Origin of the sequence: Companilactobacillus paralimentarius DSM 13238 = JCM 10415 (assembly GCF_001434985.1) — a bacterium.
Classification (GTDB): domain Bacteria; phylum Bacillota; class Bacilli; order Lactobacillales; family Lactobacillaceae; genus Companilactobacillus; species Companilactobacillus paralimentarius.
Genome location: NZ_AZES01000035.1, coordinates 1 through 22892 on the forward strand (window position 1 = coordinate 1; position 22892 = coordinate 22892).

Below are 22892 nucleotides of genomic sequence, written 5' to 3' on the forward strand. Positions count from 1 at the left end.
AAACGCGGTTCTGAATGTCTCTTAAAACCTGTCTCAAATATTGACTTCAATCCAACCATTAATGAATTCATAAATTAAACAGGTCGGTCCGTCTTGTTTTATTCGTCTAAAAATTTTACTATCTCCTTTATTCACCATTTATACAAAAAAACGCCCACACAGATTTACTCTGTATATAGGCGTTTTTTATTAATATTCAACTAATCAAAAATTAGTTAAGCTTCTTCTTACTTACAACGTTCAACTTGTCATCCAAGTCATAAACAACTGGTTCACCAGTAGTCATTTCAACATCCATAATGTCAGCATCACTGATGTTTTCGATGTACTTAGTCAAAGCACGTAGTGAGTTACCATGGGCAGCGATGATTACGTTCTTGCCGTCTAATAGCTTAGGAGCGATTTCATCTTCCCAGAATGGAATTACACGTTCCAAAGTAACTTTAAGATTTTCGCCACCAGGAATGATTCTTGGGTCCAAGTTTGCGTAACGACGATCGTTAGCTGCTGAACCTTCGTCAGTAGCTTTCAATAGTGGAGGTAATGTATCGTATGAACGTCTCCAGATATGAACTTGTTCATCACCATATTTTTCAGCTGTTTCAGCTTTGTTAAGACCTTGAAGTGCACCGTAGTGACGTTCGTTAAGTCTCCATGTCTTTGTTTCAGGAATCCATAATTGGTCACAGCCTTCAAGAGCGTAGTGCAATGTCTTGATAGCACGTGTCAATACTGATGTATAAGCTTGGTCAAATTGGATGCCAGATTCTTTAAGAAGTTTACCAGCATTTTGAGCTTGCTTTACACCTTCTTCACTTAAGTCAACATCAACCCAACCAGTAAATTGGTTTGATAAATTCCATTCACTTTGTCCGTGACGAATGAAAACTAATTTTGCCATTTATATGATCCTCTTTTCATTTCTTTAACAATCTACATTTTACACGATATTGCCAATAAAAAAAAGAGAGTGACACTTAATTTAGCCCAAAAGACTAATTTTTGGCATCATTCTCATGAAAAAATATTTTTAATGAAAATTTATTTTTGTTCTTTATAAATTGGTGTTTCAATTTCCTTTAAAGTTGTGATGTCCATCTTATTCTTAGCATTCTTATTCAAGTAAGTATTTACTTGATCAGTTCCCGCAATCACTGCAGAAACTTTATCAGTGCCATCAATCAAGTTGGAAATTTGATCAGCATTTTCACTCTGTTTCATCACAATTGGAATAACTTCAATTCCACTATCACGTAGTGACAAAAGTTTCTTATAGAAGTCCGATCCAATTGAAACAAAGATAGTCGATGTGCTCTGCTTCAAAGCCTGGTTTTTAAGCCACCAGACGATTAAATCTTCATCACTGTCAAATGTACTTATCAAGACGTTGCCTTCACTGAAGAGCTGAATATAAGGTTCGTCACCTGTATAACTCTTAATCAAGACAAGTGTTCCATCCTGACGATAGAAGTTTTCGCGAACTACTTTATTGGCATTACGATGATCGTAAAATTGGGTAGCCGAAATAACTCCATTAACATCAAAAATGTCACGACTCAATAGTTGATCATCTTTGTAGTGACGAATAATTTGTAATTGATGATTGGAATCACGAGAAACTTCCATGACTAATTTATCATTAGCATCCAAAATTTTATCAACTTTATCAGTCACATGTTGAACACGATAATCTGCATCAAATGGTATTTCAGCGGGCGTGATAGAAACATTTAAATTACGACCTTGTAAATCATTGTACATATTCAATAAATAAGCATTTCCATCAACAAAACCAGCATTTTGATAATTCATCCAAGTTGCGTCGATTTGGTCATTGTAAGTAACAGAGATTGCATTAGCCAATAATCCCCGATCAGCTAAAGTCATTGTCATCTGTTGCCACATTGCTGTGACGTTACTATCTGGATTGGCAGGCAAATCATCGGTAAAGACGAAATAATTTGTATTAGGATCTAAATAGATCTCATTGGCCATCTCATCAGTTCCGAACCACTCTTTTAATGAATCATTGATATCATTGATGCGGTCTGTTACTTGTCTTCTCTCATCTACTTGATCACTACCAACTGTTCTTAAAAGATGGTTGCAATAACTACGGTCAGCTAATAATTGACTACGTAATTGCGACTTAAGGTCAGCACTTTGATCCAAAGTATTTTGTAAACTTTGTTCAGTGTATTCCCAATCTTCATTATCTGGCTGATTTGGTTGAACAGGTGCCTGCGCTTGAGATTGAGGTTCTTGTGCCCCAAAGTAATAATTATTGTTGCCATTATTAAAATCTTGATTGTTAGGTATAAATTGAGTCCCCATCCCCATATTCGGGTCATTATTGAATTGGCCTTGACTAGGATCAAAATTATTTTGGTCTGGTTGTTGAGGTGTCTGATAAGAAGAATTATTCGGATCAGAATAATTATCATCGTTGTCTTTCTTTTTTCTATCAAAAAATGACATAACTTAATCTCCTATCTACGTCAGTTAGTTATCTTCATTATATATGACAAGTTTTCTTTAAAGTTAATTATAACGTTTTCTTTAATTTTATTCTTTTCTTTTTGGAGTTCTTGGTAATTGAATGAACACCCAAAATGTCTAAGAAGAAAACAAAAATTGGTATACCAATGATCAATCCCCACGTACCGATCAATTCCTCTGAAACGATCAGCACAACGAATGTAAAGAAAATTGGTAAATGAGTCATACTGGACATGAATTGTGGATTCAAGAAATACGTTTCAATCATATGAATAATAACAATCATAATAATAATATAGATAACGTATCTAATACCACCAACTGTGTAGGCAATAAAACTCAATGGAATCATTGAAATAATAACTCCAGCTACCGGAATCAGTGACAAGATGAAGACCATCACTGCCAAAGCAATAATCCCCGGCATCTGCATGAACAACAAAGTAATTGTCGTCAAGGCTGTATTAACAACAGCAATCATCAATTGTGCTTCCAGAACAACACCGAAAGTATTGACAAACTTTTGTCCAAAATACTTTAAGTCAGAGAATACCCAACCATAATTGCTGTCCAAGAATTGTCTTCCGAAGGAATTCATTTGTTCTACCTGACTAGCATAGAAGAAACTCAATAAGAATGAGACAACAATATTGAATCCGACTGCACCAACACTGCTGATGTAGTTTACAACTTGCGTGATGGCTCCCTTAATTTGATTATCCAAATTAATTTGTTGCAAATAATTATAAATAACATTCAAATAAGGATTCGAACGAACTTCCTTACTTTCATAAAACTTCTGTAATGATGAAAACATTTTAGCCGTTTGTGTAATCAACTGTGGCACATAGTTAGCAATGACAAAAACCAATAATGCAATAATTATCAGATAAACTGGTGCTATCACCCAAATTGGTTTGACTCTGGGAAACTTTCTTTGAATGGCTCGAACTAATTGAACTGACAAGAAGGTAAAAGTAAAAGTTAATAGAAATAAACTCATCATCCCTCTAAAAAGATAGATCAGCAATATAACTAAAGCTAATAGTGTGAATCTTCTCAATCGTTTGTTATCAACGAACTTATCGTACAAACTCATATAAAACTCCTCACATACACATACTTAGTGAAAATACCAAATCCATTCCCAATAACGTCAACAATGAATAGCGATGATACCAAACGATCGCCGTAAACTCACGAAACATTGCTGGCCATTTCAACATTCTAACGGTACAAGCTGCTGCAAATTGAACCTCTAAGCCTAATCTTTTGGCATGCCATTTAGTTCTGGGGATATGATAATCACTTGTTACTATAATAACCCTTGGCCGTGTTTTTTTCTGCCAAGTTTGATGGATCTCAATCGCTGAATACTCTAGATTCTGTACCGTATTGATTGACTCATCTTCTTTAATAATAGCTGATTCTGGAATATTGTGGTCTATTAAGTACTTACGCATCATCTCTGCTTCGGTCTCATATGAAGATTCTGAACTCTTAGATCCACTGACAATAATTTGGGGCTTACGTTCAAAATTATTGTACAACTGAATTGTTTTTTCCAAGCGTTCACTTAAAATTGGCGGTACTCGTGATCCCATACATTTATTACCTAAAATGACCAAAAAATCTGGTTGCTTAGCAACTGGTAAGTCTCGCAAATCACGTTTCATTTGATACATATAAACTAACATAATCACTAACAAGACCAAATCCACCGTTGCAAAGTTGAATGTGTAAGCTCGCAAATATTTATCCACTGACAAAATTGAAATTGAATATAACGCCGTTATAGTGATAATTGATACCATTATGGCAAAGATTGGCAGGCGACTATAGGCATATCTTATTTTATAAATAATCATTACCTCAATCGCCGATACGGCAAGCATTAATAAATAAGTCATATTCCCCTCCATGGCTTAATCTAAACTGAATTTTAATTTTGGAACTTTCAATGGAAAGTCCTTAACTAAAGTCCAAGTTACTGTTGTTGAATCTTTATCTGGTTGTTTCAAAAGAAATAATCGATTATCCAATGAACCATAAACTAAGAATTTACCCTTAGTAGTTGTAACAGCTGGTCCATTTTGAGAATAAGCTGAAGGTGATACTAAAAACATATACTGCATTAATGGCTGTTTGCTACCATTAACACTAATTCCCTGGTAGTCAGTCGGTTGTAAGTTAGTTCCATACTGACCACCAAAATTGACCCCTAAATTGCCAATTTTTTTATCATTATTATCCGAAATGGCCCCTGCCAATTGCATTAAATCAGCATTCGATGATAATGGACTTTCTTTATATTTATTGTAATAGTCCTGGGTTTGTGTAATAGCCATCCTCAAATCAGTTTGTGCTGTATCTGACTTAGTTAACAAATTACCATTCTTATTACTTTGACCATCCTGAACACGGACCGTATAGTCTCCCGAATACAAATACAACTGATTAGAATCCGTCTCAATTCTGATATTGGCCCGTTTAATTTGATTTCCCGTAGCCTTCGAATTAACTTTCAAATTAACACTCTTAGGCAAAAGTCGATCAGTATTCTGTCCATGATAATAGTAATTAATCGTCAATAGATTCTTTGGAGTTAAATAGTACTTACCATATAAACTCTGTACCTGCCCACTTTCAATTAACGTTTCCATGACGACCTTACTGTCAGTATCATCGTTTAACTTCTGAGCCGAATGTTCCGTCAAAGTTAACTGATAAGTTCCATTCTGATTGATTGTCAGATTCCCATCAGTCCGGCGATAATCAATAATTGTTTTGAAATTATAATTACCTATCATCGCATTATTAGCCGTTAACGGTTTGGAATTACTATTAACATCGATGATATGATCTGGCATTTGCTTAGCGGAGATACTTTGAGATAAATCTTTTTTATTAGAATTAGCATTAGCAGACGGTTTGTCTACCTTAGTAATATAAGCAAATTTATAGGTATCACCACCAGAAGACACCGAATAGCCTTTCATATGCTTACCGTAAACATTCTCATGATAAGTTTTTTCAATTTTTAGGACTAAATCTTTTTTAGCCGTTTTGAAGGTAATTGTTCTACCATCACGATTTAAAACGTATTTTGGATTATTAAATTGATTATCAAATCGGTTAATACCGACCTTTCCATTAATAGTAGAAACATCTTTAATTTCTGCTCGTTGGTTCTTTAAAAATTTAATTGAAACAGTATCGTTTTCTCCCTGATCTTGATACAAATACCAAGTTTTGTTACTGGAAACTATCTCATCAGTTTCCTTTGGCTTACATCCTAAGATCGTTAGGAACAAACAAAGAATTCCAAGAACCGCTAAGAATTTTTTAACCATATTGTTCACTCAATGCCTTTCTGAAGACAATTATACAACTTCCAGACTAACCCCTATTATGAAATAATCATAGCAAAAAAAGACCCGCTTTTCAGCGTGTCTTTTGTAATAATTTCTTATCAAAGAATATTTCATTTTATATTGAAATTATGCTAGTGGTTTGATAATTTGTCCAACTGAACTTTCAGGAACCCACTCATTAGTAGCAACACGATAATACTTAGTACCGTTGACTACTTTAGTTTGATCCATTTGCCAATCAGTACCAGTACCTAAAGCACGGTTCGTAATTCTAGACATAGTATCATTATTCAATGAATATAGAGAAATATATTCTTTCGAACCATCTTTAACTCTAAGAATTCCAATGTTACTTGCCTGGTTACCATTATTAGTATTAGCATTTCCACCGTTGTTAGTGTTACTGTCCTTTAATTGGTTATAATACTTACCAACTAAGTCATAGAACTGATCCATGCTGTAACCCCATTGAGCAAAGTAGCCAACTGGATCAGTATGATTTGTTTCTTTGTACATTCTTGAAACATCATTATGTGAAAGAACTGTCTTACCAGGTGTAAATGGTAATCCATATTGAACTAATCTAAAGGCTGCGTAGTAAGCTTGGTTAGCAACGGATCTAGCAAATTGATCTGTTGTATTTACACGACACAACTCAACTTGAATGTATTTGCTATTAGCAGTTTGACCTGCTCCCCAAACACCATAGTCAGCACTATGAATATTTATAATTTCTTTATCATCAACAAAAGCATGAACATAAGTTTGTGTTGTTGGCCATGACCAACTGAAGTATGAAACTTCATTTTCGGCTGTAGCACCAGGTGTTGCAGTTTCGTGAATAACGACCCCTTCTGGTTTACCAACACCGTTCTCGTAACCGAACATCTTGTTAAATGTTCCTGCACGATATTGAATTGAAACTGGTTTAATGTTGTTATTATTGATGTAATCGTTGATTGCTGAAGTTGCAGCTTGTGTTGTTTGAACTTGTGAACCTAGTTGTGGAACCACTTGTCCAACAGTTGCAAAACCGACACTTGCAAGTGTAGCTGAAGTAGCTAAACTTGTAATTAATTTCTTCGAAACCATAATATATATTTCCTTCCCAATGTTAATTTCCTTAACCCATAAATTATAACAATTTTCAAAGCATTTTTGACAAAAGTAACAAATATGTAAACAGATAGTAAAATTCGTTTTTAATTCATTGCTCGTAATTTATTCAAAAGCCTATCTCGTTGGTATCTGAGGTTACGAGTCGTCTGATGATGATATTGAGCAATTATTTTGAGTGAAATCCCATTCATGAAATGTTCTTGCAATATTTCTTTTTCCAATTCAGATAATTTTTGCCAATCAACAAAATCAATTTGAGTAATTTCTGATTCCGGTACCCTCTGAAAATCGAATTCTTCTAAACTATGAAAATCAAAATACTGTTTCTCTTGTCGCAACATATCGGTTAAACGCCAAACTAATTTTTGAAACACATACGGTTTAAATTTATCTGGATCTTGATTTCTCTGACAATATTTTAAATAAGTCTGTGCGTAAATAATCACTGCTTCTTGAAAATAATCTTCATAATCACAACGAGTCACATAAATATGAACTCGCTTCAAAGCTCCATAAATTAATTGTTGATTCTCTAATGCCTGCTGAAAGCCTAATTCTAGATTCATTGTGAGTATCTCCTAGTTTTACTCACAAGCGCTTGTGGTAACACTAGAATAACTAATTTGAACTAGAAAATTTAGTTGCTAAAACGCCCTAAAAATATAGTTTCTTTCCGACTAATCAAAAAAGAATGCCCATAAACGGCATTCTTTTTTGATTTTGGCAATTAATATAATTTTTTGATTCTGGTCAAATTCTGATGATAGTACTTCTTTGTTTCATTTTGGCCTAAACCTTCGATTCCTTGATTCATCAGCATAAATTCAATTAGATTCCAATAAAACATTGGCAAACTGTTTAATAAACAAATTCGAGAATGTAAGTCACACCGACATCGATCATACATCGAAAATAGTTTATTACATTCATATTCCAAATGACAACTGCCAATATTGATCATCATCCCTAATATTCTTAGGGAACACTTCATTAAAAAATAGACATTGTGTAATCTTCTTTCTAAAATTCCTCTTGGAAAGCCTAATTGAATCTTATGCCCACTTTTCGTAACAAAATAAGCTTTCTTTTCTACTTGTTCATAGCATTCCAAAAAGTGAACAGCAATCCAATCAGCATTGTTTCGACTAGCACCAGTCATTGGCATATAAGCCACATCCCCATACACAAAGGGTGTGTAATGCGTTATCCCATAGAAATCTACCAAGAATTTGGTCATGGCAAAACCTATTCCATTAATTAAATACATCTCATTCATAATTTGTTTAGTCGTTCGTGGATCTATAAAGGTATCTAACTCAGCATGAACTACAATTGTATTTCCCGGAATAGCAGTATCTGAAATATCCAATAAAGCCTCAATTTTATAATCTACTTTAAAATTTTCACAAAGTTTCAGTAAACTGGTTTTTCCCTTCGATATCACTTTTGACATCACTTCCAAATTTGGTTCATTCATCAGGATAATCCCTCCTGTTATATTTTCTCACATCTCGTGAGTACGTTAACAATATAACAAGAATGTGTATTTTGAAGATACCGAAATATATAACTTTTTCAAAAAAATTTACGTAATTTGTACAAAAAAAAGAAGCCTCTGAGGGCTTCTAATCCGCACTGAAAATACAGTACTTCCCGTTGACCCAACCGGCATTTACTTTATACCAAGTTTGACCATCAACGATTTGTTTTGAGGTTACACGCCAAGTCGTACCATCGGCTAGACGAGTTCCCGTAAATTTATTATTGGCAGCAGGACTGTTATAGACGTTAACACCATATCCGGGGATATAGTTGATCTTAGCCATACCACTAACACTAGTTACATAGTTAGATCCTTTAACTTGAACATCATTAGCACTAACCCATTGATTAGTAGCTACACGATACCAAATAGAACCATCTGAATGAGTAGACTTCTGATCAATTTTCCAATCAGTTCTATTTGAAAGACTGACCGCCAAAAGATTATGTTTATCATCATAAACTTTAGCCCCTGGATTAGCGGTGATATTAACGATATCAGGATACGATACTACTTTATCCTTAGTATAGTCACCATTTGATTGTGTTGACTTCAAGGAAACATCGGTTGCTTTAATATAGCAATCGTTACCTACAAAGTAGAATTTATTACCCGAATTATCCAACACATACTTAGTTGTGATCCAAGCAGATTGATATGGCAAAACTCGATTTGTGGCCGTATTCAAGTTAGGCAAACGATAAACTACAGAACCGCTCTTGTTAATAATAATTGCTGTATCAGCAATATTAACTGGTGGATTAGTTTTTTCAGAATCTAATTGAACATCTGAAGCCTTCACGTATTCATTTGTCGAGACTTGATAATAAGTTGTCCCATCAGACTTAACGACTTTGGATGTAACTATCCATCTAGTGCCATTAGCTAAAGTACGGTTAGCAGCTATTTTATCAGCATTTATATAAACATGTGCCGAATTCTTATTAGTTATTGTTACAACATCGTTTAATTTTGTTTGTGTACCTTCAATTACATTTCCATTGTCAGTACCATTTGTACTGGCTTTTCCATCATATTGTGTCAAATTAGAACTCTCAATTATATTATTTAATACAGCCGCATAAGTTGGCGAAGTGGCATAACGTCCTTGTAACCAAGCTGTAGCATCCTTGTAAGAAGAGGTATTCTCTCTCCACGTACCCTTATAGAAAGCACTGTTTCCCTGAATACCATTACGTAGCTTATCACCATTATCGGCAAAAGATGCATAAACACTAGGATACTTTCTAAAGTTAGCATAAATAGTGTAGTAACCTTTATCGGCACTCCACTCTTGGGTTGGTAGTGAGACATATGAACCTTGATAGTCTCCTTTAATACCAAAGTAATTATTATATTGCGATGATAATACTGAAGTACCCCAACTACTTTCCAAAATAGATTGTGCCATCATTACTGAAGCATACAGATTGTATTTTGATGCAACTTGTTGTGCCTGTGGAGCAACCTTGGCTAAATAAACCTTTTGTTGAGCAGTCGAAGCGCCCTTAGTTGTTCCAGCTTGTGTCAATGCAGCAACTGCATTAGCAGGCAAAACACTACTTCTGCCTGATTTTTGATTAGCCTCAATAGCATCGGCTGCATCCTCATTAATTGGTGCACCACTCTTGTCCATTACACTAGCAACAGTAGTGTCTTTAGTCTCAGATGTATTTTGATCTTGGTCATCAGTTTGATTACCCTCATCATCAGAAACAGCAGCCTTAACTGGAGAAGTATTAGAAGAAATACCCACAGCGGCTAAAAAACTTGCTAATGCCGTCGAGGCAACCCATTTTTTATTCATAATTTGTCTCCTCCCAAATTCTTGTATATCTAATGCTTAGACTACTATTTGATTTAGAATTCGACAATAAAACCTTAAGAAATTTGAATATTTTTAAACTTTTTTAATGATTTCAAATCACTAATCTTCAGTAGGAATGAATTCAACGTATTCAGCTTCAATCCATTCGCCATCTTCAGCTATACGATAAAATTCTTTTCCGTCTTCACCTGTACCCTTGGCATCAGTATACCAAGCAGTTTGACCTTTAACGTATTTGTCTTGAAGCATTTTACGGTTAACTTCATAGTTATCAAATAAGAAAACAACGTAGCGATCGTCTTGAGTTACTTTAACGATTCCTTGTACTTTTTCAAGCATTGCAATACCACCTTTAAAGTTAATATTAGTTACATTATACATTAATGAGTGAAAAAATGACCCGCAATGATGAGCAAAAATAATGGCACCTATTCAGATTCTTCATTTTCCCTAATTATTACGGGAATTGAAATTCTGAATAGATGCCATTTTAATTTTTCTAAGTGAACAATCTCTTTACAACTGGTATCTTGCTTAAAATCAAAATTACTAATAGCGATAAGACAGTTGCTAAAACGAATACGTATAAGAAGTTAGCATTTACATAATACTTCATAACTACTTGTATCGATAATCCGTGAACTAGATAGACTCCATAGGTCAACGGTGCTATCAATTCAATCACTCTTGCAAATCCCTTACCATAACTTGTTTCAAAACGTTTGAAAAGCATGAAGACTAATGCCGCAATAATCGGTGTATTGATGTTAGCAATAGTATTCAAAAATTGTAGACTTGGTTTCAAGCTGATAAAACTGATTAGAATATTAATCGCCATTAACACGGCCGCAATTAAGATATTCATATTAAGTTTTAAGGTATGCTTATCGATCTTGGAAATTCGGTAACCAATAAAGAAATATCCAATATCCTTAGAAACAACAACCCGTCCTAAATCAAAGGAATTGAAGTAAACTCCAATATTTTTAGGCGTTGTGGTTGTTAATGTTGGCAATGCAATATCAATGATGACCCAAAGAATTAGTAAATACATTAACATTTTGTCATCAATTTTATCGGCAATAGCTTTCAAAAACGGTGACAGCAAATACAAGGCAATCAATGGATACATGAACCAATATGCTATCAAAACTGGCTTATGATACATCATCAACAATGTATTGGTAAAATCTCCCATATCAACTGGACCTGACATGGCACGAGCCAAATAAGCTGACACGACTGACCAAAGTAAGAATGGTACGACAACTCTGACTAGACGATGCTTGAATAGGTATTTTAAATCATAAGTTTTTCTACTATTTAAAACCATAGCACCACTGATCATGAAAAAGAGTGGTACTGCAATTTCTGTCACTATAACGATGGAATTTACGACGCCCCACTTTAAGGTTGGTTGACGATTAGCTAAATCATCAGCACATGAATGTGCCAAAACCACCAATAACATCGCAAAGACTCTAATCGTATCAACATAGATTAGTCTTTTGTTCTTCAAGATATTTTCCTCAAATCAATTAAATAATAAGAATATTTTACCATTATTAGCTGGGCAAGAAAAAAGTTCATCCTTAGATGAACTTTTTTTGATTACTTCACTTGTCTAAGTTTCATATTAGCTTTCTTATAATTAATCTTGCCATTATATAACTTTTGTTGTTTAGCATACTTGAAAGCTTTCTTGAAATCAGATTTCTTAACCTTATGTATTGTCTTAAACTTAACATCCAGGTTATTCAACTTGGCAACAGCCTTGTCACTAGTTCCATAACTAGTAAAGGTCTTGTTAAGCATGATGTACATGTTACTCTTATTGATTTTTTTAACTTCTTGCTTGATAACGTTGCATAGAATATTAGTATTAGAAATATTCTTCTTAGCATAATCATTATTAACAATCAAAACATTGCCATTATCGGCACTGATCTTATCTTTACTTAAAACCTTGGCACCATTGACCTTAGCTTCAGTCATCGATGGATCTTGCAAAACGGCAGCATCGACACTACCACTCTTCAATGCACTGACACGATCTGCTTCAGAATCAACTTGCTTTAATTTAACACTAGATAATTTTAATCTGCTCTTCTTCAAAGCTTTCTTTAGATAGAACATTGAATAATCAGTTTTATCAACCGCAACTGTCTTACCCTTTAATTTCTTAACGTTCTTATATTTTTTGTTAGCAACTAAACCATAATAACCCGGCATAGTACCAGCAATTTTCCAATTGGAATGTTTCTTAGAAATTGCTGCATAATTTACCAAATCAGTCACAGCTGCATTAACCGTTCCATCGGCAATGGCACTGTTTAACTCTTTAGTAGAATCATAAGCTTTCATATCAACATTTAAATTGTTGTTCGTATAAGAATTTAAATCTTTACCCATCTCGGCAACAGCGGAAGGAATATTTTTAGTTGTTCCTATCGTATATTGTGCTTGATCTGTATCAGCAGCTTGAACGTTCTTTATCCCAACAAATGAGAATGAACTAAGTACTAAAAGACAAGCTACTAAAAAGATACTTATTTTCTTTAAGCTCTTCAATATAAAAACTCCCTTTTCATTATTCAAGTTTCATCATAACGTAAAGAGAGTTGTTTTTTCTACCATAACTGTGCTTAATTGAGCAAATCTTTATAATTTAAATTTTGGTTGGTGCTGGATGCCGTCCGTCCACAAAGATTTTGCTACCGACTAGTTTCACTTTTCTTATTTTATGTTTTCTACCTCAAAATTATCAACACTAAAAAATGTCCGTATTAACCAATATAAATTGGGAATGCGTTCAGCTATGAGATCATTGTTACCGGCTTTGGAAATCCATTATTTTGCACGAAGTGTAAAATAATTAGTTTCAAATCGTGCCCATAGCGTTCCAACAGCATTCCCAATTTTTGCGGAAGACGGCATACTTCACAAAACCATTACACGTTAATAGTTTCCACCTTAACAATATTTTCATTCATTGATAGATTCTCAACGATATCTACGTAATCAACATTTTTGCCAAAATCAATCGAGTAAATGTTGGTATAAATACTATTGTTGTTATTCAATTTGGAAACGCGGAATTTCACATCTTCAACGGAGATTTTATTTTTCTTAAAGTAACCATCGATAAATTCCTTTGTTTCTACTTTTTGCTTATATTCAACTTTTAGTTTTCGTACCGGACTGATCCGGATAATCTTTTTCAAAAATGCTACCACACCAAACACCACCAAAAATCCACTTATTGCAATAATATAGTTACCCATGCCAATTGCGATTCCGATACAAGCTACGACCCAAAGGCTAGCTGCTGTGGTCAATCCTCGGATTGAATGATTTTCAACGATTATCGTTCCTGCACCGAGGAATCCAATTCCACTGACAACTTGCGCTATCAGTCTAGCTTCATCTACTCGCAGTATTCCTTTGTATTGAGGATATTGTTGAGCAACTGCTAATGCATTGAAGCCTAAGTTCTTCTGAATCATTGCGATGATACAAGCTCCTAAACAAACCAAGATGTGCGTCCTTAATCCGGCAGGTCGGTGTTTATAGGCTCGGTCGATCCCAATGGCTCCGGAAAAAACTGTTGCCATCAACAATCTTGTAATTACTGTGATGGCATCCAATTGAGTCATCAACTAAACAACACCAAGTAGTCCTAGGATAATAGCCAGAACTAAGACGCCTAATAGAATCCAGTTAACGTTAACTTTCTTGCTCAATAACCAGTAGCAAAGAAGTGTGATACTCAATGGAATCAAACCTTTGAATAGTTGATCTAAATAAGTTTGAATCAAGATTGGCTTGCCACCAGCAATAGGAACAGATAGCTTACTTTCAAACTTAACCATACTTGCAGTCATACTACCAATCATTAGAAGACCCAATGTACTTGCGGCCTTATTCAAAATCTTCATGCTTCCGTTAGCATAAATTTTTTCAATGAAGGATGAACCTAGTGAGAAGCCCATGTATGTTAAATAATATCTCGTTAAAATTGAAGGAATATTGTAAATCAATAGGAATAAGATTGGTCCTAAGATTGAACCTTGTGTAGCCAAACTGATACCAACGCCCGCGGCAATAACACGAATAACACCCCAGAAAATTGAATCACCAATACCTGATAGTGGACCCATCAAGGAAGTTTTCAAAGCAACGATTGATTCTGCATCGAAGTCTTTTTCTTGTGCGTTCTTCTTTTCCATGGAAGCAACTAATCCCATAACGAAGGTACCAACATTTTGAGTGATGTTGTACCAAGTTGTGTGACGCATCATGGCTTCACATCTGCCCTCAGGATCGTCTTTGTAGTAACGATTCAAAGCAGGTGTAATTGAGTAAATAAAGCCGGGAGCATGAGCTTTTGTAGCACCGGCACGACTGGCAAAAACGGTGAATGAACGCCAGAAGATACCATTTAACATCTTACGATCTTCTTTTGAAATATTTTCGTTTAATTTCATGAGAAAAAGTCCTCCTCTTCTTGTTCCTCAGCTGTTTCGTTGTTAGAAACTCCAGCTCCGGCAGCGGCTACTGGTCTCTTCTCTAATTCCTTTTGTTTGTTTTCCATATCTAATAATTGTTTGTCTTTGAAGCTAATTACTAGAACTAAGATGATACCTAAAGCTGCAACAGCAACGGATGGTAAGTTGAGATAAGCAACCATAATAAATCCTAAGAAGAAGTATGGAGCTAATTTCTTACTCCAAAGCATTCTCATCAAAATAGCGAATCCGACGGCTGGTAATAGTCCTCCAGTAGCTGAAAGTCCGGCCATCAGATTATCGGGAATACTGTTGATCATATGTTGAACTGGTTTTGCCCCTTCAAGGACACTAAAGAATGTAATTAGTGAGAATACAAAGTAATTAATAAACCACATTGAATAATGCATGATTGCTATAGCACGAGGATTGTTATCCTTAGCATATTTATCAACAAGTGGTGCGAATAAGTTCATTACGACGTTCTTCATAAACATAGAAATAAAAGCAGCTAAAACTCCAATAGGCACAGCCAAGGCCAAGGCAGCTTTTTCATTAACATTCAATACAATTGAAAATGTTGTAGCTAAAACAGTAGCGGTAACTGGTTCGGCTGACAAAGCACCACCGATATCAACAGCTCCCATGAAGATAGCTTCCAGTGAAGCTCCCATAATAATTCCGGCACGCATATCTCCAAAAATAATACCGGCAATACATCCAACAACTAGTGGACGTTCAATCATTGTTTGACCGAATAGCCAATTTCCACCGTAACAAACGAAAACGGTCAAAGCGGCTAAAAACGCTTCTCTATACATAATTATTTCCCCCTCAGGCCTTATTTATTTTTAAGCATTGAAGCAATTGAAGACTTAGGATTACTTGGAACAACTTGTTGAAAGACTGGAACATCCAATTTAGTCAACTCTTTCAAAGCTGCCAATTCTTTGTCACTCAACATCAAAGTACTACCAACTTGATGAGTTTCACCTTCTGATTTATCAGCAAAACGACCAACGTTTGCTACATTGATACCATCAATGTCAGAAACATTTTGTGCAATCTTCAAAGCATCAGATACGTTGTTAGTTAAAGCAAACATGCGCATTCCTTTACCCTTGGGATTGTTGAAAACTTTAATAGCATCATCAACTGATCTGATCAGAAGTTTCTTACCTGTTGGTGTGGCCATCTTCAAAGTCATTTGAACCATTTCGTTATTAGCTGCATTGTCGTTAGCAACGACGATTCCTGGTGTATCCAATTCCTTAGTCCAAACTAGGGCTACCTGTCCGTGAATTAAACGATCATCTACTCTTAATTGTGCAATCATAATTTTTTCCTCCAATTATTCTAAAAAGCTGTCATCTGACAAATCTGTATCATCTTTTGGTTCTTCAACTAACTGTACTTGGCTAGCCGCAATCAATTCTTCCAGTTTTGCTTTGGTTATTTCTTCCCCTTCCAAAACAACTGACAAAACAATTGGCAAATTCGTGCCAGTAATCACAAAAACATTTTCGTGGTCAGCAACTTCAAGCATGACCTTTTGATTTACGCTTCCTCCAAATAAATCAGTGAAAATAATTCCCGTTTGACCATCTAGCTCGTCAATGAACTTTTTAATATCTGGTACATAGTCGTGATCATCAACATAAGCATCGATTACTGTGACCTTGTTTCCCATACCTGTTAATATTTCCAATGAACTCTGAACGCCACTGGCTAAATGACCATGACTTGCAATTAAAATTTTATTCATATCCCCTTACTCCTTGTTTTGTCTTCACCTTTATATAAGCAAGTTTCATGCCAACTTTTAAAAAGCCCGTTCTGAAGACAAAAAGAGAGCTAGTGTTTAAGATTAAACACTAGCTCTCTTTTATTTTGAACACTAAAACAGTTGCTTGAACACTTCATACATTAACGATAATTCATAGTCATTAACTTCCACATTGTACTTTAATTCCAAAGGCTGAAAGATACTCTTGGAAATTGAAATGAATTCTTGCTCATCTTCAGTTGGTTTAATTTCCGGCATCTTCTGCGATTTACGAACCATCAAACGTTCGATCATCAAAGCGATATGCATGTAAAGATTAAGCTTAACTTTCCCGTCCAATTTAAGATTGTAGTAACTCTCATACTTATAAATTACTGTTTCAACTTCTTTGATGATGATCTTAGGATTCAAGAAGCTTAAACGTTCACTGACCCCTTCAATCGAGAAGAAACGTAATAATTCCTGATTTAAATCATCAATCGCATCAGCTTTCAAATATGGCGTTAATAATTTGGTCAACTTCTGTTCACCCTTGGCATCCAGCAAGTCATAAATATTAATATTAGGAATATTGAAATCGTCTGGCAAACTAGTCGTTGTCAAAACGAACAACGTTGTATCGAAATAATGATTGTCATTCTGATGGATATTCTTCTTCAAATCATAGTAATCAAGCGTATTAATTTGAATATCCTTAGAAAAATAAGGTAACATTGTCTCTTTGATTTTCTCCGATATCCCTAAACCAGAGATACAAGAAATGATAATATTCTTCTTATTTGAATAGCCCGAATAATACTGGCTGTGAATTTCATATTCACTTTCAGCCGCAGCCGCGATTGCTTTAAACTTTTCTTTACTTTGAATTTTTAAGGCCACATCCAAAGCCGTTGCAGTTGTCAGATTATCAACCACTAACAAATCACCATTAAGATGATTCTTAATTTCAGAATAAAGTTGATTAAGTGACCCCATATCGACAATCATCACTGTGCCATTCGAAGTATCGTAAGAATCGAATAATGTCTTAGTTTTCTGAACAATATCAGCCAAGCCCGTATCGATCGGCATATCGATTGCATCAAAAATATAATTGCCACAGAGTTGATTGACTACCGCTTGAATACTGGTAGCTGTATATTCCCCATGTGCCAATAACAGACCTCTCAACTTTATCGATTCATCAACGTGATCACTCAACAAAATTGCCAATACTATTCCTAATGAATGATACTTTGTTGTTAACCGATAATGAAGACTTCTAAAGAAACAGTCAGCTACATGAACAGATCGTGGGCAAAGGCTCTGTAACTTTTTATCAAGTTTATCCAAGTTCTCCACAGGCAGAGTAAAATTAGAACGATAAAGTTTAAAAATGATTGAACTAATATCAGCAATATCTTTAATACCAAAACGACGTTCAATTACCTTTTCCATTTGTTTTTGAAATTTCAGAAAAGTTGGTTGATCCAGTTCATTTATTTTCACCGACTGTTCTAATTTTTCAATATCGTGAATGGCTTTCTTACTTTGAAATTGGAAAGAATTAACATCCGAAGAACTCAAATCGTTGATAATCTTCTCTATTTTCTTCTGATACGAATCACCAATCGAAACTTCGGAAAAATTATATTGATGTGTTGGATCTATATCTACGAAATTACCTGTATCGGAGGATTTCTGTTTCAAGATAACTGAATCAGATTGAATCTTAATTTCATCGTTGGGCTTTTGGTCTTTATAAGCATTAGCACAACTAACTTTGATGATATTTTTCAAACGACCGATATTTCCATCCGATTTCAAATTGATCAATGACTCAATTACACCATCGTCAATTCTTAATGGTTTTTGCATCTTTTGTGCTTCATGATAAAAAATTGAATAGATTAAACTTAAACGTTCATTCCGTGGTCGATTATGGTAATCCGGTAAGTGAACCGCAATTGAAATTCGTCGACGAAAAGTTTCTAGTAAAACGTCATCTGTTTTTTCTGTGGTGGCAAACAAAAATCGAACTTTCGAAGTCTTAGTCTGCTTATTTTCGCCCATTCGCATGAAAGAACCACTATCGATGAAACTGAAAAGTTTCTCCTGATTCTCGCTTGATAAGCGATGAACTTCATCAAGAAAGAGATACCCACCATCGGCCTGTTCCAACAAACCACTCTTATCATCATTGGCGCCCGTGAAAGCCCCTCGAACGTATCCAAATAGAATACTTGAGAGTAGTTCCGGATTATTAGCATAGTCCGCACAGTTCAAAGTCAAAAATGGCGCACTGCTGGGAATTGATTTTGAGGAGACTGCATAATTGTAGATCTGTTTAGCTAAGAAACTCTTCCCAACACCACTATTTCCAGTAATAATAATGCTTAATCCATTAGGTGGATAATTTACCGCCGCTTCACATTGAGAAACAACATTTTTCAGACTGCCATTCGATCCGATAAAATCATTAAATGGTAAAACTTCTTTTTTAGCTTTCGATTCGGTCAAATCCCACAGAACCGGCCGACCTTCTAACTTAACCACCAGTCCATCCTCTAATAGCTGATTCAAGTAGTGACTAGTGACTGAACGACTAAGATTAACCTGTTGGGATAAATCACTAGTATTAATTGGCAACGAGTGACTGTAATTCAAATCATTTAACTTCGTTAATACCTCATATTTCGATTCCACAATTATGCCCCCATTGTCGATAGAATTGTTAATATATTAATTTTATAATACTGAGGGATACATGCAACCGTTTTCTAAAAATGGCATAAAAAAAGAACTCGCATACGCGAGTTCTCTTAATATTCAATAATTAAAAATTATTTGAATGAAACGCCTTCACCGGCTTGTAGCCATTCGCTAGTAGCAACACGGTAGTAAGTATTACCATCGGCACCCTTAGCAGTTCTGTCTACTCTCCATGCTGAAGGTGAGCCAAGATATTTGTTATCATAAGCCTTTCCTTCATCGTTGAACAATGCCATGTAGTAACCCTTGGCCTTTGTCAAAGTAGCAACACCTGAAACAGTCTTGATATCTGTCAAGCCTGAACCATTGTTACTGTTGTTGTTGTTACCGTTTGAGTAAACAACATTGTCAGCATCGATCCATTCGCCAGTAGCAACACGGTATTGTTTTACACCGTCTTGGTTTGTACGAACTTTGTCAGTTCTCCAAGGTGTGTTTGCACCTAAAGCACGGTTAGCAATTGTAACATTGTCATCGTTCTTTAGTGTGTAATACTTGCTTGCAGATTTTGTAGTAACAACACCTGTAGTATCTGTTGTTGTCCATTGGTCAGTTGTGTTTGAAACGTTGATTGCACGAACAAATGTAAGTGTTGTGTTATCAGAACTTGGCTTGAAGTCATAACCAGCTGATGCTTTAGCACCATTTACATATACAGTGTATGATGATGGGTCTTGTGTATAGTTACTAATAAATGTAGCTAATGATGAACCTTCACCTGCAGTAAATGAGATTGCTTGGTAATATGTACCAGCCTTAGTGAATTTGCTACCTGTTACAACTGATGTACCGTTATCATTCATAGCGTCTGCATATGTGTTGTAATACTTAGCACTTGGTGTAACAGTTCCTGCAACAACACCATCACCATTTTGATCTGTCAACTTAATGTCTGTTGTAGCTGTCAATTGTGTACTTGTTGTTGTTGAGTCCAAAGCAACTGAAACAGGTGTTGTGAACTTAGCATTAACTGTCTTTAATTCATTAGCATTATTGTCATCTGTTGTTCTAGTAGCTTTAACAGTATATGTCTTTGAAACAGCTTGATCATTCAAGTTGTTATAGTTCAAAGTAATTGTGAATTCAACTGCTGGATATGTTTTATCATTCAAGATCTTTGTAAGATCATCTTGGTTAATTGAAGTTGAACCATACTTAGCAGAAACAGCAACAGTAGCGTCACTACCAATTAGATCATTCATGCTATCAAGAGTAGCAGGAGTCTTAATCAAAGCACCATTATTACCAGCAAATTCTGATAATTTTTGTGTACCAAGAGTAATTTTGTCACCAGCGTTAACTTTCTTCATTACGTTTACGGCAGTGTCTTCACCAAATTGGTTACCAAATGCTGTAACAGCATTATTTTGTTTTGATTGGTCTGTAGCAACTGATGTAACAGCAGCTTGTGCAGTAGTTGAAACGACAGGAGCAGCAACTGGTGCAACAGCTAGAAGTGTGGCAGCAGCGATTCCTGCGTATTTAATAGATTTTTTCAATGTTAATCCTCCCCTGGACTACAAGAATTTATTATTTTAATTGTCGTGGGCTATCCCACTGACAACCATTATATGAAACTCTGGCTTGTGAATCAACTGAAATTTAAAAAGTCACTGTTTTTGTAACATTTCTGTATTAAATATCACGATTTTGTAACATTTCATACACATTTACAGTCAAAATTGAATTTTTTCAAAGAAAAAAACTCTAATTGTCATGTAATTAACGTTTAAACAATGACTAGATTAATTTTGTTAACCCAAAAGAGCCTACTCTTATTCTATTCTAAATAAGACGTAGGCTCAAGGTTTATACCTTAAATATTTTAATAATTTTTACTAGAATCTGAAAAGGCTTAGAATACCTTGTTCTCAACACGTTCAACATACTTGGCACCAGTGATTTCTTGATAAAGTTGAATAGCACCTTTTTCAAATAACTTACTGGCACTAATTTTGTCCATCGCTGTCTTAACTGTTTCTGGATCTAAATCAGCTTTAACATAGCTCAAAACTAAATTCTTACTGTGACCATCTGCTGTTTTAAATTTCAATTGTAATCTTTTCATAATTTACGCCCCTATTCTGCATCCATTGTATTGTGTTTGATAACTTCTGTTCCATAAAGTTCATCGCCATCTGATAGTAGAACTAGTCCTTGCGTGAAGAGATCAATTTGTTCTTGAGTTGGGTTTTCTACTATATTATTGAAATTAATTGCTCTCTTACCTTTTGGATACTTTTCGTTTGCCATAGTTACGACGATTGCTGTTTTCTTCCACATTGTTAATTACCTCTTTTTTATATTTTGTAAGAACTAACCGGCCGGTTTAAGTAACTTACACAGATAGTAACGTTTGAAAGTATCCAAAGCGGAAATCTTTTTTGAAATTTTTCTCAACATGTTATAATTCAACCAGCACTTATATGGAGGAATTTCAAAAATGAAAAAAGCTTTATTACTAGCAACAACAGGGGTGGCACTATTGCTAGCTGGCTGCAGTAACGGCAACTCTTCAGCATCTAAGTCTAATAATAGTAGTGATACTTACAAGACAGAAATGACTAAAGGTAACGATGCCGTAGACGATAAAGAATATTCAAAGGCCGCTGATCACTTTGATTCAGCAATTAAGGCGAAAAAAACTGACAAAGCACATGACTCAAAGATCCAAGCTCAAAACTTGGTCAAGGCGAAGAGATTTATGAACCAACGTAAGTTTGATTCTGCCAGATCAGCTTTGAATAAGGTTACGGATCAAGATAACGGAAACAAGAAGATGGTTTCCAGAGCTAAGAAATTAACTAAACAAGTAAAGAAGATTCAATTCAATCGTAGTAACTTCAAGGCTGATATCAAAAACGCTAAAGAATTAATCAAACAAGGTGCTAATGATCAAGCTAAAGCTTTACTAGAACAAATCACAACATTCAAGGGTATTAAGGGTAAGTATTATTCAGATCTTTACACACAAGCCAATACCCTACTTAAGTCATTACCTACTGATACTAAAGATAGTACCGATACTGACAGTAATACTAATAATGATAGTTCTACAACAACTACAACTGACAACAACAATTCTACTGACAATAGTAGTGCTGACTCATCAAGCGACCAAAGCAATAATCCAGCTGCTAAAGGTGGCGACTTCGATGTTGAAAAGAAAGAAGTCGATGGTAAAACCATTACTGATTCCGACATCGCCAAAGCTAGACAACAATTAACTGACTCTGGTGTTAAGAACGTTGATGCTTGGAGTGACAATGATATTGTTCGTGCTATTAAGAACGCTGCTAAAGATGGACGTTCAACCGTTAGAGAATCTGATGGTAAGATTCAATAAAAAATCATAATACACAGGTATTTAATTCAGTCTGACACATTCAAAAAAGATTCAGAAAATTAAAATTTTCTGAATCTTTTTTATTTGGCGAATTTTATAATCAAGTTAGCCACTTTAGAAAAATGACAAAATAAAAAC

General features: G+C 35.1%; 22 protein-coding genes. 1 reads left to right on the top strand and 21 read right to left on the bottom strand.

The window, feature by feature from the left end; genetic code table 11:
* Positions 1 to 211 precede the first annotated feature (211 nt).
* From FD33_RS04360 to FD33_RS04460, 21 genes are all read right to left on the bottom strand, one after another.
* On the bottom strand, positions 212 to 901 hold the full coding sequence (locus FD33_RS04360; protein WP_056955788.1) for a 2,3-diphosphoglycerate-dependent phosphoglycerate mutase: 690 nt from the start codon (positions 899 to 901) through the stop codon (positions 212 to 214).
* 140 nt (positions 902 to 1041) lie between these two features.
* Entirely contained in the window at positions 1042 to 2478 is a 1437-nt protein-coding gene (locus FD33_RS04365) for a Rossmann-fold NAD(P)-binding domain-containing protein (RefSeq protein ID WP_025085373.1), read from the bottom strand.
* A gap of 67 nt (positions 2479 to 2545) precedes the next feature.
* Positions 2546 to 3598: an AI-2E family transporter gene (locus FD33_RS04370; RefSeq protein WP_025085374.1), complete on the bottom strand. Its 1053-nt coding sequence runs from the start codon at positions 3596 to 3598 to the stop codon at positions 2546 to 2548.
* Positions 3599 to 3608: 10 nt separating this feature from the next.
* Positions 3609 to 4409 (bottom strand): YdcF family protein, encoded by an 801-nt coding sequence (locus FD33_RS04375; RefSeq protein WP_025085375.1) that lies wholly within the window; start codon positions 4407 to 4409, stop codon positions 3609 to 3611.
* A 15-nt stretch (positions 4410 to 4424) separates the two neighbouring features.
* On the bottom strand, positions 4425 to 5852 hold the full coding sequence (locus FD33_RS04380) for a hypothetical protein (protein WP_025085376.1): 1428 nt from the start codon (positions 5850 to 5852) through the stop codon (positions 4425 to 4427).
* 147 nt (positions 5853 to 5999) lie between these two features.
* A complete protein-coding gene (locus FD33_RS04385; RefSeq protein WP_025085377.1) occupies positions 6000 to 6965 on the bottom strand; it encodes a peptidoglycan recognition protein family protein in 966 nt (321 codons plus the stop codon).
* A 110-nt stretch (positions 6966 to 7075) separates the two neighbouring features.
* Entirely contained in the window at positions 7076 to 7558 is a 483-nt protein-coding gene (locus tag FD33_RS04390; RefSeq protein WP_025085378.1) for a sigma-70 family RNA polymerase sigma factor, read from the bottom strand.
* A 161-nt stretch (positions 7559 to 7719) separates the two neighbouring features.
* Entirely contained in the window at positions 7720 to 8469 is a 750-nt protein-coding gene (locus FD33_RS04395) for a hypothetical protein (protein WP_056955789.1), read from the bottom strand.
* A 148-nt stretch (positions 8470 to 8617) separates the two neighbouring features.
* On the bottom strand, positions 8618 to 10342 hold the full coding sequence (locus FD33_RS04400) for a glucosaminidase domain-containing protein (RefSeq protein WP_025085380.1): 1725 nt from the start codon (positions 10340 to 10342) through the stop codon (positions 8618 to 8620).
* Between the two features lie 120 nt (positions 10343 to 10462).
* A complete protein-coding gene (locus FD33_RS04405; RefSeq protein WP_235806952.1) occupies positions 10463 to 10744 on the bottom strand; it encodes a hypothetical protein in 282 nt (93 codons plus the stop codon).
* A gap of 118 nt (positions 10745 to 10862) precedes the next feature.
* Positions 10863 to 11882, bottom strand: a complete 1020-nt coding sequence (locus tag FD33_RS04410) for an acyltransferase (RefSeq protein WP_025085382.1) — start codon at positions 11880 to 11882, stop codon at positions 10863 to 10865.
* A 92-nt stretch (positions 11883 to 11974) separates the two neighbouring features.
* Positions 11975 to 12934, bottom strand: coding sequence for an ABC transporter substrate-binding protein (locus tag FD33_RS04415; RefSeq protein WP_025085383.1), 960 nt, complete (start codon positions 12932 to 12934; stop codon positions 11975 to 11977).
* A 380-nt stretch (positions 12935 to 13314) separates the two neighbouring features.
* On the bottom strand, positions 13315 to 14019 hold the full coding sequence (locus tag FD33_RS04420; protein WP_025085384.1) for an MgtC/SapB family protein: 705 nt from the start codon (positions 14017 to 14019) through the stop codon (positions 13315 to 13317).
* 3 nt (positions 14020 to 14022) lie between these two features.
* Positions 14023 to 14850 carry a PTS system mannose/fructose/sorbose family transporter subunit IID gene (locus FD33_RS04425; protein ID WP_025085385.1) on the bottom strand — a complete coding sequence of 276 codons (828 nt, stop codon included), beginning with the start codon at positions 14848 to 14850 and terminating at the stop codon, positions 14023 to 14025.
* Entirely contained in the window at positions 14847 to 15692 is an 846-nt protein-coding gene (locus FD33_RS04430) for a PTS mannose/fructose/sorbose/N-acetylgalactosamine transporter subunit IIC (RefSeq protein WP_025085386.1), read from the bottom strand. The genes FD33_RS04425 and FD33_RS04430 overlap by 4 nt, the downstream gene beginning before the upstream one ends.
* 20 nt (positions 15693 to 15712) lie before the next feature.
* A complete protein-coding gene (locus FD33_RS04435) occupies positions 15713 to 16207 on the bottom strand; it encodes a PTS system mannose/fructose/N-acetylgalactosamine-transporter subunit IIB (protein WP_025085387.1) in 495 nt (164 codons plus the stop codon).
* Between the two features lie 15 nt (positions 16208 to 16222).
* Positions 16223 to 16636: a PTS sugar transporter subunit IIA gene (locus FD33_RS04440; RefSeq protein WP_025085388.1), complete on the bottom strand. Its 414-nt coding sequence runs from the start codon at positions 16634 to 16636 to the stop codon at positions 16223 to 16225.
* Between the two features lie 132 nt (positions 16637 to 16768).
* Positions 16769 to 19342, bottom strand: coding sequence for a sigma 54-interacting transcriptional regulator (locus FD33_RS04445; protein ID WP_056955790.1), 2574 nt, complete (start codon positions 19340 to 19342; stop codon positions 16769 to 16771).
* 137 nt (positions 19343 to 19479) lie between these two features.
* On the bottom strand, positions 19480 to 20907 hold the full coding sequence (locus tag FD33_RS04450; protein ID WP_025085389.1) for a hypothetical protein: 1428 nt from the start codon (positions 20905 to 20907) through the stop codon (positions 19480 to 19482).
* Between the two features lie 356 nt (positions 20908 to 21263).
* Positions 21264 to 21476, bottom strand: coding sequence for a DUF2922 domain-containing protein (locus tag FD33_RS04455; RefSeq protein WP_025085390.1), 213 nt, complete (start codon positions 21474 to 21476; stop codon positions 21264 to 21266).
* An 11-nt stretch (positions 21477 to 21487) separates the two neighbouring features.
* On the bottom strand, positions 21488 to 21691 hold the full coding sequence (locus FD33_RS04460) for a hypothetical protein (protein WP_025085391.1): 204 nt from the start codon (positions 21689 to 21691) through the stop codon (positions 21488 to 21490).
* A 160-nt stretch (positions 21692 to 21851) separates the two neighbouring features.
* On the opposite strand from FD33_RS04460, the gene FD33_RS04465 reads away from it, so the two are divergent.
* Positions 21852 to 22754: a hypothetical protein gene (locus FD33_RS04465; RefSeq protein WP_056955791.1), complete on the top strand. Its 903-nt coding sequence runs from the start codon at positions 21852 to 21854 to the stop codon at positions 22752 to 22754.
* Positions 22755 to 22892: the final 138 nt, after the last annotated feature.

Bases quoted from the DNA above. Each gene is read 5' to 3' on its own strand.
- FD33_RS04380 (WP_025085376.1), bottom strand. From the start codon at position 5,852: ATGGTTAAAAAATTCTTAGCGGTTCTTGGAATTCTTTGTTTGTTCCTA.
- FD33_RS04460 (WP_025085391.1), bottom strand. From the start codon at position 21,691: ATGTGGAAGAAAACAGCAATCGTCGTAACTATGGCAAACGAAAAGTAT.
- FD33_RS04375 (WP_025085375.1), bottom strand. From the start codon at position 4,409: ATGACTTATTTATTAATGCTTGCCGTATCGGCGATTGAGGTAATGATT.
- FD33_RS04385 (WP_025085377.1), bottom strand. From the start codon at position 6,965: ATGGTTTCGAAGAAATTAATTACAAGTTTAGCTACTTCAGCTACACTT.
- FD33_RS04465 (WP_056955791.1), top strand. From the start codon at position 21,852: ATGAAAAAAGCTTTATTACTAGCAACAACAGGGGTGGCACTATTGCTA.
- FD33_RS04405 (WP_235806952.1), bottom strand. From the start codon at position 10,744: ATGTATAATGTAACTAATATTAACTTTAAAGGTGGTATTGCAATGCTT.
- FD33_RS04455 (WP_025085390.1), bottom strand. From the start codon at position 21,476: ATGAAAAGATTACAATTGAAATTTAAAACAGCAGATGGTCACAGTAAG.
- FD33_RS04420 (WP_025085384.1), bottom strand. From the start codon at position 14,019: ATGACTCAATTGGATGCCATCACAGTAATTACAAGATTGTTGATGGCA.
- FD33_RS04430 (WP_025085386.1), bottom strand. From the start codon at position 15,692: ATGTATAGAGAAGCGTTTTTAGCCGCTTTGACCGTTTTCGTTTGTTAC.
- FD33_RS04370 (WP_025085374.1), bottom strand. From the start codon at position 3,598: ATGAGTTTGTACGATAAGTTCGTTGATAACAAACGATTGAGAAGATTC.
- FD33_RS04395 (WP_056955789.1), bottom strand. From the start codon at position 8,469: ATGAATGAACCAAATTTGGAAGTGATGTCAAAAGTGATATCGAAGGGA.
- FD33_RS04435 (WP_025085387.1), bottom strand. From the start codon at position 16,207: ATGATTGCACAATTAAGAGTAGATGATCGTTTAATTCACGGACAGGTA.
- FD33_RS04365 (WP_025085373.1), bottom strand. From the start codon at position 2,478: ATGTCATTTTTTGATAGAAAAAAGAAAGACAACGATGATAATTATTCT.
- FD33_RS04390 (WP_025085378.1), bottom strand. From the start codon at position 7,558: ATGAATCTAGAATTAGGCTTTCAGCAGGCATTAGAGAATCAACAATTA.
- FD33_RS04425 (WP_025085385.1), bottom strand. From the start codon at position 14,850: ATGAAATTAAACGAAAATATTTCAAAAGAAGATCGTAAGATGTTAAAT.
- FD33_RS04440 (WP_025085388.1), bottom strand. From the start codon at position 16,636: ATGAATAAAATTTTAATTGCAAGTCATGGTCATTTAGCCAGTGGCGTT.
- FD33_RS04400 (WP_025085380.1), bottom strand. From the start codon at position 10,342: ATGAATAAAAAATGGGTTGCCTCGACGGCATTAGCAAGTTTTTTAGCC.
- FD33_RS04360 (WP_056955788.1), bottom strand. From the start codon at position 901: ATGGCAAAATTAGTTTTCATTCGTCACGGACAAAGTGAATGGAATTTA.